The 12,345-nt window shown below is 68.8% G+C and carries 14 protein-coding genes; 8 read left to right on the forward strand and 6 right to left on the reverse strand.

Annotated elements, in window-relative coordinates:
- The first annotated feature begins 5 nt into the window (after window positions 1–5).
- A complete protein-coding gene (locus OHA68_RS00525; RefSeq protein ID WP_327105813.1) occupies window positions 6–707 on the forward strand; it encodes a FadR/GntR family transcriptional regulator in 702 nt (233 codons plus the stop codon).
- Here the strand turns inward: OHA68_RS00525 and OHA68_RS00530 are convergent.
- Complete coding sequence (locus tag OHA68_RS00530; protein WP_327105814.1) at window positions 704–2,140, reverse strand: sulfatase family protein; 1,437 nt, start codon at window positions 2,138–2,140, stop codon at window positions 704–706. The genes OHA68_RS00525 and OHA68_RS00530 overlap by 4 nt on opposite strands.
- A gap of 73 nt (window positions 2,141–2,213) precedes the next feature.
- Between OHA68_RS00530 and OHA68_RS00535 the strand changes: the two genes are divergently transcribed.
- On the forward strand, window positions 2,214–3,215 hold the full coding sequence (locus tag OHA68_RS00535; RefSeq protein ID WP_327105815.1) for an LLM class F420-dependent oxidoreductase: 1,002 nt from the start codon (window positions 2,214–2,216) through the stop codon (window positions 3,213–3,215).
- Here OHA68_RS00535 and OHA68_RS00540 read toward each other — a convergent pair.
- Window positions 3,183–3,380 (reverse strand): hypothetical protein, encoded by a 198-nt coding sequence (locus OHA68_RS00540; RefSeq protein ID WP_327105816.1) that lies wholly within the window; start codon window positions 3,378–3,380, stop codon window positions 3,183–3,185. The two genes, OHA68_RS00535 and OHA68_RS00540, sit on opposite strands and share 33 nt — an antisense overlap.
- On the opposite strand from OHA68_RS00540, the gene OHA68_RS00545 reads away from it, so the two are divergent.
- On the forward strand, window positions 3,373–4,002 hold the full coding sequence (locus OHA68_RS00545) for a DUF6461 domain-containing protein (RefSeq protein ID WP_327105817.1): 630 nt from the start codon (window positions 3,373–3,375) through the stop codon (window positions 4,000–4,002). The genes OHA68_RS00540 and OHA68_RS00545 overlap by 8 nt on opposite strands.
- Before the next feature lie 217 nt (window positions 4,003–4,219).
- Here the strand turns inward: OHA68_RS00545 and OHA68_RS00550 are convergent, their stop codons facing one another.
- Window positions 4,220–4,702 (reverse strand): ATP-binding protein, encoded by a 483-nt coding sequence (locus OHA68_RS00550; RefSeq protein ID WP_327105818.1) that lies wholly within the window; start codon window positions 4,700–4,702, stop codon window positions 4,220–4,222.
- Between the two features lie 476 nt (window positions 4,703–5,178).
- Here OHA68_RS00550 and OHA68_RS00555 point away from each other — a divergent pair, with 476 nt between their 5' ends.
- The gene (locus OHA68_RS00555) at window positions 5,179–6,060 is read left to right on the forward strand and encodes a helix-turn-helix domain-containing protein (RefSeq protein ID WP_327105819.1); all 882 of its coding nucleotides are present in this window, start codon (window positions 5,179–5,181) and stop codon (window positions 6,058–6,060) included.
- Window positions 6,053–6,286, forward strand: a complete 234-nt coding sequence (locus OHA68_RS00560; protein ID WP_327105820.1) for a DUF397 domain-containing protein — start codon at window positions 6,053–6,055, stop codon at window positions 6,284–6,286. Before OHA68_RS00555 ends, OHA68_RS00560 begins: the two co-directional genes overlap by 8 nt.
- Window positions 6,287–6,465: 179 nt before the next feature.
- Here OHA68_RS00560 and OHA68_RS00565 read toward each other — a convergent pair whose 3' ends face one another.
- Genes OHA68_RS00565 through OHA68_RS00575 form a run of 3 tightly spaced genes read right to left on the reverse strand, consistent with a single transcriptional unit; the run spans window position 6,466 to window position 9,536 of the window.
- Entirely contained in the window at window positions 6,466–6,864 is a 399-nt protein-coding gene (locus tag OHA68_RS00565) for a hypothetical protein (protein ID WP_327105821.1), read from the reverse strand.
- Window positions 6,865–6,924: 60 nt separating this feature from the next.
- Window positions 6,925–8,862, reverse strand: a complete 1,938-nt coding sequence (locus OHA68_RS00570) for an ABC transporter permease (RefSeq protein ID WP_327105822.1) — start codon at window positions 8,860–8,862, stop codon at window positions 6,925–6,927.
- Window positions 8,859–9,536 carry an ABC transporter ATP-binding protein gene (locus OHA68_RS00575; protein ID WP_327105823.1) on the reverse strand — a complete coding sequence of 226 codons (678 nt, stop codon included), beginning with the start codon at window positions 9,534–9,536 and terminating at the stop codon, window positions 8,859–8,861. The genes OHA68_RS00570 and OHA68_RS00575 overlap by 4 nt, the downstream gene beginning before the upstream one ends.
- A 90-nt stretch (window positions 9,537–9,626) precedes the next feature.
- Here OHA68_RS00575 and OHA68_RS00580 point away from each other — a divergent pair, with 90 nt between their 5' ends.
- The 3 genes from OHA68_RS00580 (at window position 9,627) to OHA68_RS00590 (ending at window position 12,316) form a co-directional block, all read left to right on the forward strand.
- Window positions 9,627–10,274, forward strand: coding sequence for a response regulator (locus OHA68_RS00580; protein WP_225278034.1), 648 nt, complete (start codon window positions 9,627–9,629; stop codon window positions 10,272–10,274).
- 67 nt (window positions 10,275–10,341) lie between these two features.
- Entirely contained in the window at window positions 10,342–11,019 is a 678-nt protein-coding gene (locus tag OHA68_RS00585) for a DUF4328 domain-containing protein (protein ID WP_327105824.1), read from the forward strand.
- 115 nt (window positions 11,020–11,134) lie between these two features.
- Window positions 11,135–12,316 carry a hypothetical protein gene (locus OHA68_RS00590; protein ID WP_327105825.1) on the forward strand — a complete coding sequence of 394 codons (1,182 nt, stop codon included), beginning with the start codon at window positions 11,135–11,137 and terminating at the stop codon, window positions 12,314–12,316.
- The last annotated feature ends 29 nt before the right edge of the window (window positions 12,317–12,345 follow it).

Consider the following 12,345-nt stretch of genomic DNA (forward strand, 5'->3'; position numbering starts at 1 on the left):
CCCCGTTGACCGACCGGCCCGTCAAGAAGACGCGCACGTTCGAGGACGTACTCGCCCAGATCGAGCGGCGCATCGTCGAGGACGGCCTCACCGTGGGCGCCCGGCTGCCGGCCGAGCGGCAGCTCGCCGAGCAGCTCGGCGTCGGCCGCTCGTCCGTGCGCGAGGCGATGCGCGTGCTGGAGACCCTCGGCGTGGTGTCCTCGCAGGTGGGGCGGGGTCCCGACGCTGGCGCCATCCTCACCTCCCGGCCGGACACCGCGCTCACCGACCTGCTCCGGCTGCACCTGGGCCTGGCGAGCCTGGAGCTGCGCGAGGTCATCGACACCCGGCTGATGATCGAGCGCTGGGCCGCCGACCGGGCGGCGGCCGCCCGCGCCGACACCTCGGGCCTGGCCGCAGCGCTGGCCGCGATGGGCACGGCGGGCTCGGCCGAGGAGTTCGTGGAGCACGACACGGCCTTCCACTGCGCCCTCGCGGACGCCTCCGGCAACCGGCTGATCGCCGCCATCATGCGCTCGCTGCGGGACTCGATGCGGCGCTACGCGGTGGAGGCGGTGGAGCGGCTGGGTGACACGTCCCTGCTGCAGGCCGACCACCGGCGGATCCTGGCCGCCGTCGACGCCGGCGACCCCGGCGCGGCCTCCCGCGCGGTGACCGACCACCTGGCGCACGCCTACCCGTCGCTGTTCCCGGCCGCCGACGGCTAACCGGTGGAGTCGGCGACCAGGCAGTTGGCTCCGGCGCAGGTCCGCATGGCCTCCAGCCGGGCCCGCAGGTCGGTCAGCAGCTCCGGGGAGGCGGTCGCGGCCAGATTGTCGAGCTGGTAGGGGTCTGAGCGCAGGTCGTACAGCTGCTCCTCGCCTGTCTCATATTTGACATAGGTGTAGCGCGGCGTGCGCACGGCCCGATAGGGCGGCACCGGCGTCTGCGCGGCCGAGGACCGGTTGGTCGGCCGGTCGAACTCGATCAGGGCGTTCTGCCGCCAGACCGCCGGCTGCCCGCCGTGCAGCACCGGCAGCAGCGACCGCCCCTCCGCGAAGGGCGGCGGGACGGCCCCGCCGAGCGCCGAGATGGTGGGCGCGAGGTCCACCGTGGCGCCCATCTCCCCGATCGTGACGTTCCTCGGGATCCCCGGCCCGCGCACCACGAGCGGGACCTTGATGGCCTCCTCGAACGGCGTGGTCTTGCCCTTCGGGAGGCGGTGGGTGCCCTGGTGGAAGCCGTTGTCGGAGGTGAAGAAGATGTAGGTGTTGTCGAGCTTGCCGGTCTCCCGCAGCGTTTCGACCACCGAGCCGACGAGGTCGTCCACGCCCAGCATGGCCCGCATCCTGTTGCGGTAGCGCCGGTCGACGCGCCGGATCTGCTTCTTGGTCAGCGGGGGCCTGGAGCGCAGCCACTCCGGCTCCCGGCTCACGTCCTCCCTGTTGAACGAGGGCGTCCTCGGGGCACGGGCACCGGGGAACGCGCCGGCGTGCCGTACGGCGGGGTTGGCCGGCAGGTGCGGCGCGATCGGGGCGAGGTAGAGGAAGAACGGCGTCCGACTGCCGGCGATGAAGTCGCCGGCCTTGCCCGCCAGCACGTCCGAGAGGTAGTCCTCCTCCCCCCAGCCGTAACGGGCCACCCGCCCGTTCTCGTTGAGCCGGTAGCCGTACTCCCGATAGAGATGGCTGACCGGAACGGCCCATTCGTCCCAGCCTGGCGGCACGTAAGTTTTCGGGACCACATTGCCCGGATAGTGGTTGAGATACTTGCCCATCAACGCGGTGCGATAGCCGGCGTCCTTCATCCAGGTTCCGATGGTGGAACGTTCCAGACCTAGTTCGTAAAATCTGGCAAAGCCCCCCTCTGGCGGCGTATTCGTCCATACTCCGTGGCTGTGCACGTACTGCGAGCGCAAGATCGACGAGCGCGACGGGCAGCACCAGGAGTTCGTCACGAAGAACCGCTCGAACGAGGTCCCTTCGTTCACCACATGTCGTGTGATGTTCGGAAAGTACGGCAACGTCCCGTAATCGAGGTCGTCGGCCACGATGAAGACGATGTTCGGCTTGCCTCCGGAGGCCGTCGCGGGCTGGGCCGCCGGCAGCACAAGCAGCAGGACACAGACGAGACGACACAGAGCCTTGAACACAGAGCACACGTCCCCAATGAATCCGCATTGACACCCCGCCCCCCACCGGCCCCTAATAGAACTAAATTCGGGAGGTGTCGATTTGAAGCTCGGCCTGAACCTCGGCTACTGGCAGCGCAACGCCGACGACGCGACCGACTCGGTGCTCGCCGCCGAACGGCTCGGCTACGACTCGGTGTGGACCGCCGAGGCCTACGGCAGCGACGTTTTCACCCCCCTGGCCTGGTACGGCGCGCGCACCTCGCGCATCAAGCTCGGCACGTCGATCGCCCAGATGTCGGCCAGGCCGCCGGTCACCACGGCCATGACCGCGATGACCCTCGACCACCTCACCGGCGGCCGCCTGCTGCTCGGCGTCGGCGCCTCCGGCCCTCAGGTCGTCGAGGGCTGGTACGGCCAGCCGTTCGCCAAGCCGCTGGCCAGGACCCGCGAGTACGTCGAGATCATGCGCAAGGTCTGGCGCCGCGAGGAGCCCGTCACCAACGACGGCCCCCACCACCCGCTGCCCCTGCCCGGCGGCCTCGGCAAGCCGCTCAAGCTCATCACCCACCCGCTACGCCCCGAGATCCCCGTCTACCTGGGCGCCGAAGGCCCCAAGAACGTCGCCCTGGCCGCCGAACTCGCCCAGGGCTGGCTCCCGCTGTTCGCCTTCCCGTCCAAGATCGAGGAGATGTACGGCGAAGCGCTGGCGCCCAGGAGTCCCGGCTTCGACATCGCCGCCATGGTCATGGTCGTCATCTCCGACGACGTCCGCGCCGCCCTGGACGGCGTCAAGATGATGCTCACCCTCTACATCGGCGGCATGGGCGCCAAGCAGCGCAACTTCCACGCCGACATCATCGGCCGGATGGGCTACGCCGAGGCGGCCGAGCACATCCAGTCGCTCTACCTCGCGGGCCGCCGGGACGAGGCGTTCCGCGCCATCCCCGACGAACTCGCCGACGGCATCTCCCTGGTCGGCCCGGCTGGCCGCATCAAGGAACGCCTGGAACTCTGGCACAAGTCCCCGGTCACATCCCTGCTCGTCATGGGCCCCCGCGACGAGCCCACCCTACGCACCGTCCGCGACCTGGTCCTCGGCTGACACCAGGTAGGTCCAGCGCTGTCCTGTCGGCAGGATGACGGCCTCGGGGGCGGACGGGTCGGCCCGCGTCAGGGCTGCCGCGTCCGCGCCGGTGCCGTGGCGGCGGATCACCCAGGCGAGCAGGGCACCGGCCTTCGTACGTGGAGAAGGAGCGGAATTGGACACCGACAAGGACCTCTGGGAACTCCTCGTCGCTCACGGCATCGACTACGACACGCCGTTCCAGAGCATCTGGGTGGAAGGCTTGGACGTCGATGAGGTGGCACGGAGGCTGGGCGCCGATCCGAGTAGTGCCCGGGCCTGCGACTGGCGGGAAATCGTCACCGGCCGCTACACGGAGCACGGCGATGGCGTCATCTGGATCGGCCCGCAAGCACCGGGCTGGGTCCAGGTGATCCAACTCGACGGGAACAACGCGTGGCAATGGCGGTCCTGGGTCGAGCTGACCCGGGACGGCGGGCGGCTGCTCTATCTCGGCTGGCCCCTGTACGAACTGGAGGGGGTCGAAGACCTCGAATACGTGGTCAACGGCGAGGTCGTGACGACCCTGGTAGTCGGGGATCCGGAGGAACGGGACGGCACTGATCCGGATGCGCTGGACGCCTACCTGGACGGGCTGGCCTTCAAAGGCGACACAGCCGCGGCCGAGGTGACCTCGGCTCTACGCCTCATCGGCCGCGTCACGGGGAGGGAACTCGACGAGGCGTGGCTGAACGGCCCGCACACCAGATACGTCATTCCCGCGTCCGCTCGAGAGGACGGCGAAGCCAGCGACCACGACGTCTGAGTGGGCCCTCCACACGGGTCGGCGTCCCGAGAGGCATGTAGCTCTATAGGAAGGACCCCGGGCGCTGCCCGCCGTTGCTGTCGTACGTCTGGCGTTACCGTTGCGCGCGAAGGTCGAAATGCCACGAAAGATCGCCCCAGCCCAGTACGTAGGCGATGTGGGGCGGCAACGCGGGAGATCAATCCTCCTGGCGGGGAACCGTCAACCTCGCTGCCACTCACAGGGGCGCGGTGATGTCGTGCATCGACGACGGCATCACGCCTTCTTCGCACACGTCCATGGCGGCGACCGGGCCTTCTTCCGTGGTGAGCACCTCAGCCCACACCTTCCTGCCGCCAAGGGCATCGTCATGCACCCCCCAGCGAACCGCCGCCTGTTCGACTATCTGTAGCCCTCGACCTGAACAACTCAGATCACCGGGATCGCGGATCTCGGGGCTCCTCGACGACCCCTGATCGATCACTGAAACATGAGCCGTAGCGTCGCCGATCTCACTCACCACGACAGTGACCAGGCCGCCTGCCAGTCCCGAAACGGTATGCAGCACCGCATTTCCCACCAACTCAGTGACCACGAGTTGTACTCCATCCACATTCCGATGCCCCGCCACGGTCTGAATTCTCCCGACGCAATGACGTGCCACCGATACCGAAGGCCGCCGCCCAGGAAGCGTCAGCTCGGCCAGGAAGTTCTCGTTCATCCCCTTACCCCCTGGATCACTCTGGCCGCCGCATCCTCTCGCAGCGCTTCGACCCGGCACCACGGCCATCGCCCCCATGCGTAGAACCATGGGCCTTGGACGATCTCGGCCTTGACGTGCACTGACTCTGAAGAGGTTTGGATCGCCAACGCAGCCTGGCTCAAGTCCCAGAGCACTCGCTCGCCGCTGCGAGTCAGCTCCCTCTCCAGTCGCGACAGGTGAGCGAGTCGTTGCAGGTCATCGACTTGAAATGGCATGTCCAATCCCCTTGCTGCGTACGCCACCCCCTTGATCACTCTCGGGAGTGGCTCGTTTACTATGAGTGAAGTCAAGCACTGAAAGACTTCACGGTGCAAGACTTCATTTTGAGATCCTCGCCGAGGGGGTTGCATTTTGGTGCATATGATTGCGAGGCACTTGCCGGCCTGGTTTCATTCCGGATGTAGGAAGCGCTCACAGCGAGGGAGAGGGATGACATGACCGAAGGGGCACCGGGTTCGACCGTGCCGCGTCGACAACTCGGGCGCTATCTACGCGAACTGCGCAATAAGTCGCGACTGACGGTTCGCGCAGCAGCGACGGCCCTGGAGTGGTCCGAAGCCAAGATGTGGCGTATCGAGACAGGCCAGACCTCTCTCCGAAGCCTCGACGTAGACGCCATGTGCAAAATCTACGGCGCTCCCCATGACCTCACCGAAGCCCTGAAAGCGCTGGCCAAAGAGACCAAGGCGCGTGGATGGTGGCACGCGTACGGGGACGTGATCTCTGAGGGCTTCGATCTCTACATCGGGCTGGAGGAATCCGCCTCACAGCTCAGTTGGTATGAGTCGGAGTTGATCCCCGGCCTGCTCCAAACGCCCGACTATGCGCGCTCTCTGATCGAATCGGACAACGTTGGCATAGAAGAGCAGGAGGTTGAGCGCCGCGTCCACCTGCGTATGGAACGTCAGCGGAGCCTGAGCAGGACAACAGCCCCTCCGACGCTTCGCATAGTTCTGAACGAGGGCTTGCTACGGCGCCCGATCGGAGGCCGTAGGACAATGGCCCATCAGCTTGATCACCTCACGGAGGTCGGCCGCCTGCCGAATGTGACCATCGAAGTGATGCCCTTCAGTGCTGAACTGAATCCCGGCGTCATGACTGGGCCGTTTGTGATCCTACGGTTTCCGCTCAACAGAGACGGCAAGCCCACAGAGCCCCCAACCATTTACGTGGACGGCTACACCGGCACGTTGTACCTGGACAAACCAAACGAAGTTGAACGCTACTCGACGGCATTCGAGCGCATATGGCAGAACGCGCTCAACGAGCAAGAGTCAGCAGATCTCATCTCCGAGGTGGCAAGAAGCTATGACTAGAGTCGATCTGTCGGCTGCTAGATGGACCAAGAGCAGCCGTAGTAACGGGCAGAACAACTGTGTAGAAGTGGCCGTCATTCCTGCCGAACCCGGCCACCTCAAGGGTGACCGGGTTTTTGCCGTACGAGACTCCAAGAACCCCAGCGGTCCTGCGCTCGCCTTCAGCCCTGACGAGTGGAAGGCTTTCGTAGAAGGCGTCAAACTCGGCGAATTCGACCTGGGCTGAGTCGCAGAAGCAAGGGTCCTCTACCCGAATCGTCTGATCAGCGGTGCCTGCGAGCCTGCTATGACGCCCTTCATGGGAGCCGCCGAGGCGCGGTCCACGTACGACACAGCCGACGAGCATGTTCGTGCGTACGTGTCTCGTCTGTGGGCGGCTGGCTGGGACAGCGCCGAAGACGCTACCTACGACGACCTGTGAGGCTCATGAATCGCTTCGGTGAGGGCGCTCGTATCGGGCGCTCCACTCGTGTCTTCGGGCTCATCACGCGCGGCGAAGTCCTCCACCGACAGGAGCGTGACGTAGACGTACTCGTCGAAGCCGTGTTCCACGGCGAGTCGGTTGGCTCGCTTTCGGAGGTCGTGCGTGAATCTGGCCGACCAGCCGTCATCATCGGGCGCGTCCAGGACCACCAGCGCCCTGAGGATGGGCTCTCCCTCCGAATCGGAGTAAGGCTCAACGAACGCCTGCCGGATGGCAGGACCGTCCGGGATGGTCAGCTCCCGGATCGCGACAGCCAGCTCGTTCCGCGCTTCGGCTTGCTGGTTGGCTCTCATCATGACCATCTTGACACTTTCGGGCATGGATGAACGGCAACGTCAGCGTGGCATCTGATCCTGCCCATGAGGGATGGACGCCCGGGCTCAGTCCGGACGCGGCGCCCGATCAGCGGTGACAGACCTCAACAGGGGCCTGCTCGCGGCGCCTGCCCCGAGCACCCCGGCGAAGCCGATCCCCACGCAGACGAGCAGCATGGTCAGGCCGCCGCCGTCGGGTGCGCCGCCCATGAACGGCAGCGCGCAGAACACCCCCACCGCGATCGACCCGCCGCCCATCACCGCGAGCGGGACCAGCGTCTCGGTCCTGCGGGCGCGGTCGAGCACCGTCAGCGGCGTGCCCGCCAGGCGCAGCAGTCCGTACGTCTGCCGCCGGTCGAGGATCGAGGAGGCCGCGGTGATGCCCGCGCTGGCGATGGCCACCAGGAACGACACCGACAGCACTACCACCGTGCCCGAGCGGATGTCGTCGATGATCTGCACGTTGTAGTGCTCGTGGTCGGCGTCGGAGGTGGGGGTGCGGCCGGGGACGAGCCCGGCCAGGGCGGTGCGGGCCCGGTCCATGGTCGCCGGATCGGCGTGGCCGGCCGGGGTCACGCCGACGAGCTTGTCCGAGCGCCGCACGGTGGCGGTGACCCCCGCCTTCCCGAGCCGCTCGCGGGCCTGCTCGGCGACCGCCGACGGCGGCCCCTCGGGGACGAGGACGCGCAGCTCGCCCGGGGTCGCGCCGGTGGCGAGCGCGCCCGGGGTGAGCAGGGCGAGGAAGCCCGCGACGAAGCCGGTCATGGCCACGCCGCTCACGGTGCGCCAGGCCGAGCGGGGGTCGTCCACCAGTCTGCGGCCGGCGAGCAGTCCGGCCGGCCCGCGGGCGGTCGCGGCGGTGACGCGGCCGATGATCCCGACCACCCACGGGCCGACCAGGTTGACGCAGAGGAACGCCAGGCCGATCACCACCGCGACGACCGTCACGCTGGTGGCCTGGCCCAGCATGGGGACCACGGCGAGCACCGCCAGCAGGGCGAGTGCCCTGAACCAGCGCATGGCGGGCGGGGTCTCCCGCTTGGCCACGCCGAGCGGGCTGACCACCACCCGCCTGAGCCCGGCCACCGCCGACAGGCCCACCAGCAGCGGCACCGCGACCAGGCAGGCGACCGGCACCAGCGGGTGCGGCAGCAGGTCCGCGGCGAACCAGGGGCCGCCGCTGATCTCGATACGGGTGAGCAGCGGCACGGCCAGCGCGTAGGCGGCGGTCCCGGCCAGCGCGCCGGCGAACGCCACGATCACCGCCTCGGCCACGGTCATGCCGACCACCTGGCCGGGCGTCGCACCGACCAGCCGCAGCGTGGCCAGCCGCTGGTCCCGCCTGGCCACGGTGAGCCGGGCCGCGGCCCCGCCGAACACCAGCAGCGGCACCACCATGAGCACGCCGGCGATGAGCGCCAGGATCTGGTAGCCGCGAGCGTCCTCCGAGGGCCTGCCCACCAGGTCGGCCACCTGGGTCGGCCGGCTGCCCGCGGTCCACTCGTCACTGCGCGCCGCCGTCATCTCCGGCGCGTCGGGGCGGTGGCCGACGACCGCGACCAGCTCCTCCGGGTGGATCAACGCCTCCTCGCCGAGTACGCCCGTCCGCGCGGGGAAGCGGGCGGCGAGCTGGTCGGCGGGGAGCCGCCCGGCCAGCTCGGCCAGCGCCGGGGAGAGCCACGCCTCGCCCGGGGCGGGGAAGCGGGCCAGTCCGGGCGGCGCGGGCGCCCGGCCGTTCAGCGCGGCCAGGTCGACGACCGTGATCTGCCGGCCGCGTACGTAGTCGTAGCGCGTCGCCTCGACGGCCACGGCCTTGCCCGAGGCCGCCGCCACCGGGACGCGCCAGGCGCCTCTGTCGGCCCTGGCCTGGAAGGCGAAGTTGGCCGTCACGGCGAACAGCAGCAGCATCGTGGACACGGCGACCGCGCCCAGCGTGAGCCAGGTGCCGAGCATCCCCTTGCGGCCGCCTCCCCTGAGCAGCCGCCACGTCAGGTCGAGGTTCACGCCCGCACCCCGCCCACTGCCAGCAGGCCGTCGCGGACCTCGACCGTACGCTCGCACCAGGAAGCCACGTTGGGGTCGTGGGTCACCACGACCAGGCCGGCGCCGTTGCCCCGGGTGGCCTCCACCAGCAGCCGCATCGTCTCCTGGCCGGTCGTCTGGTCGAGCGCGCCCGTCGGCTCGTCGGCGAACACCACCGCCGGCTTGGTCACCAGCGCCCTGGCGATGGCCACCCGCTGCGCCTGCCCGCCGGACAGCTCGCCCGGCCGCCGGGTCTCCATGCCGCCCAGGCCGAGGGGCCCGAACCAGGAGCGCGCCTGACGTACGGCCTTGGCGCGAGGGACGCCGCCCAGCATCAGCGGGAGCGCGACGTTCTCCTCGGCGGCCAACTCCGGCAGGAGCTGCCCGAACTGGAAGACGAACCCGAACCGGGTGCGGCGCAGGGCGCTGCGCGCCCGCTCGCGCATGCCGTCGATGCGCTCGCCGAGCAGGCGTACCTCACCCCCGTCCGGTTTCATGATCCCCGCCAGGCAGTGCAGCAGCGTGGACTTGCCGGAGCCGCTGGGCCCCATGATCGCCACAGCCTCCCCGGCCCGCACCGCGAGGTCCACGCCGTCCAGCGCCACCGTCTGCCCGAACCGCTTGGTCAGGGCCTGTCCAACAAGCACGTCGTTCATGCCTCAGAGCCTGGCGGGCGGGCAGGGTGGCGCGGATCGGCTTTGTGACCGGTTTCCCCTCGGCCGAACGGTTGATCCTAGAGTTGGCCCGTGACTATTCGGGTGCTCATCGCCGACGACCAGCAACTCGTACGTACCGGCTTTCAGATGATTCTTGACGCCCAACCGGACATGGAGGTCGTGGCGGCCGTCGCGGACGGCGCGGAGGCGGTCTCCGAGGCCAGGCGGTTACGGCCGGACGTGTGCCTGCTCGACATCAGGATGCCCAGGCTCGACGGGCTGGAGGCGACCCGCGCGCTGGCCGGGCCCGGCGTCGAGGCCCCCATGCGGGTGGTCATCGTCACCACCTTCGACCTGGACGAGTACGTGTACGGCGCGCTGCGGGCCGGCGCGACCGGCTTCCTGCTCAAGGACAGCGGGCCCACGCTGCTGGTGGAGGCGGTCAGGGCGGCGGCCGGCGGCGAGTCGCTGGTGTCGCCGTCGGTGACCGTACGGCTGCTGCGGCACCTGGCGCAGCCCCGGCGCGGGCCCGCCCCGCTGCCCGAGCCGCTGACGGACCGCGAGCTCGACGTCGTCCGCCTGGTCGCCAAGGGCCGCACCAACCAGGAGGTGGCCGCCGAGCTGTTCGTGTCGCTGTCGACGGTGAAGACACATCTGGGCAGCGTCTTCACCAAACTCGGCGCCCGGAACAGGGTGGAGATCGCGGCATGGGCCTGGGAATCAGGCGTCGTCACCTGATTAGCGGAGGGATCTGCGGGATACAAGTGAAACAGAACCTCAGCGCATGGCCCGGGGGGAGAACATCGTGCGCTTTGCCCAGGCACCGCCCATCAAAGCCGCCTCTGCCGTCTACGTGACGCTCGCGGCGCAAGTCGTCTCCCTGGGCGCCCTCGTGCTCTTCGAGCGGGTCCGCGGACGCGAGCTCGCCGCGCAGCTCGCCGCGTTCGGCGGCCGTCCGCGAGGCGCCGACGCCGAGGCCCTCGTCGGCGCGGTGACCGTCTTCGCGGTGCTGCTGATGCTGACCACGGCCGCCACCGTCGCCGCCGCTGCCGCCTACGTCACCTGGCTGGTGCGCGCCAGACAGGCCAACGACCCCTCCGCGCCGTCCACCGCGGTGGCGGGCGCCTGGCTGATCCCCGGCGTCAACCTGGTGGGGCCCGCTCTGCTGGTGCACGAGCTCTGGAAGGGCACCCGGCCGCCGTCCGACCGGCGGGCGCGCTGGCTCGCGCTGGTGGCGGCCTGGTGGCTGAGCTGGCTGACGACGCTGACCCTGGCCGTGACGGGGCTCGCCCGCGACCCCTCCGGCGGCCTCACGGGAGCGGGACTCGCCGAGCTCACCTGCCTGACCCTGTCCGCCCTGCTCTGCGCGGCCACCGTACGCGAGGTCACCCGCCTGCAACAGCTCGCCTGCACCGCCCCGGACACCACGGACCAGCCCTTGAGCCCTCTGCTCGGCACCGCCCCCATCGGCCGCACCACCTGACCGCTGTCGCGCGATCACCGGACGGGTGACGAATCGACACCGCCGGCCGGCAGCCCTACGCGGTGGTGCTGTCAAGATCCTTGACGGCGCACCCGTCTGAAGCCCTTTCTGTACGATGCGGTCCGGCATCGGAAGGGGCGGACGAAAGGTTGATATGCCGAAGACCACTGTGACTTTTCTTTCACTGGCGTTAGCAGCAAGTCTGGTTGCCTGTTCCCCGGACAACGACCAGCGCGGGCCGGGAGCGGAGGGCGATCGAAGATCGTCGGAGACCGGCATCAGTGCCGACTTCCCACGGCAGAACGTGATCGTTACGGCGGTGTGCTCGCCGGGGAACGGCAGCGGCGGAGTCGTCAACGTCGATGGCTGGGAGCCGCAGAGCTGGAAGCATGTGGCGCATACGGAGTTCCGGCTGCCGGACACGGCGGTCGTTCGGTCCGACAAGGGCAGGCCGGCCACCGCGGTGCAGGAACTGTGCAAGCTGGCCGACATGCTCGCCGATGCCAGGGATGTGACGGCTATCAGATCGCTCTTCGATCAAGACTTCACGAAGATGGCCGTGGTCACCGAGGACCCGGAGACCGAAGGGACTCATGTCGGATACCTCGACCGCTCGGGGAAGTTCACCGATCTGACGGGGAACGAGGAGTTCGGCAACACTCCGCACGAGGACAATGCGGTCCTCGTACCGGACGGGAGTGCGGTCTGGTTCACCCATGAGGTGGACGGCCAAGAGCGCGTCGCCAGCCGAGCGCTCGCCGGGGACCACAAGGCGGTTGACCAATTGCAGGTCGAGACCGTCGGCGAAAGGCACCTCATCGTGGTGGGGACGCCGGGCAGGGTGGTGCTGGCCAACGACGCGCACGTCTCACCGGACGGAAAACGCCTCCTGAGCGAGAGCTACGTCCAGGAACTCGCGGCAGATCTCCGAGCGGTGGGCCCGGACCTCGTGGAGAAGGGCCGCTTCATCTCCTGCAACGGCGGGGGCCAGGTGGGCTGGCTGGACAACGACACGGTGCTGTGTGACGCGAAGAGCACCCGTGAGGGCAGATTCGCCACACTCGACATCTCTCCCGAGGCGAAGCCCGGGGCGCCCATCGTTCCCGACAACGACCATGGGAACAACGGCATGGTGGTCTCCCCCGACGGGCAGAAGTTCGCGTTCCTCTCCGCGAAGGGGACCGTGAGGGACTACTACCTCTGCGACACCAAGCCGGGCTCCACGCCCAAGAAGGTCGAGCGGACCGGGGAGTTCTCCACCCTCGGTGACACTGCTGTGTTCATCGACTGGCGCTGACACGTCGGTTTCTTCATCCACCGGCCGGT

Source organism: Nonomuraea glycinis (assembly GCF_035920485.1).
Lineage (GTDB): Bacteria > Actinomycetota > Actinomycetes > Streptosporangiales > Streptosporangiaceae > Nonomuraea > Nonomuraea glycinis.

Coding starts and splice junctions, on each gene's coding strand:
- OHA68_RS00555 (WP_327105819.1), top strand. CDS start 5,179: ATGACCGAAGGGGCACCGGGTTCGACCGTGCCGCGTCGACAACTCGGG.
- OHA68_RS00565 (WP_327105821.1), bottom strand. CDS start 6,864: ATGCCCGAAAGTGTCAAGATGGTCATGATGAGAGCCAACCAGCAAGCC.
- OHA68_RS00560 (WP_327105820.1), top strand. CDS start 6,053: ATGACTAGAGTCGATCTGTCGGCTGCTAGATGGACCAAGAGCAGCCGT.
- OHA68_RS00575 (WP_327105823.1), bottom strand. CDS start 9,536: ATGAACGACGTGCTTGTTGGACAGGCCCTGACCAAGCGGTTCGGGCAG.
- OHA68_RS00590 (WP_327105825.1), top strand. CDS start 11,135: ATGCGGTCCGGCATCGGAAGGGGCGGACGAAAGGTTGATATGCCGAAG.
- OHA68_RS00550 (WP_327105818.1), bottom strand. CDS start 4,702: ATGAACGAGAACTTCCTGGCCGAGCTGACGCTTCCTGGGCGGCGGCCT.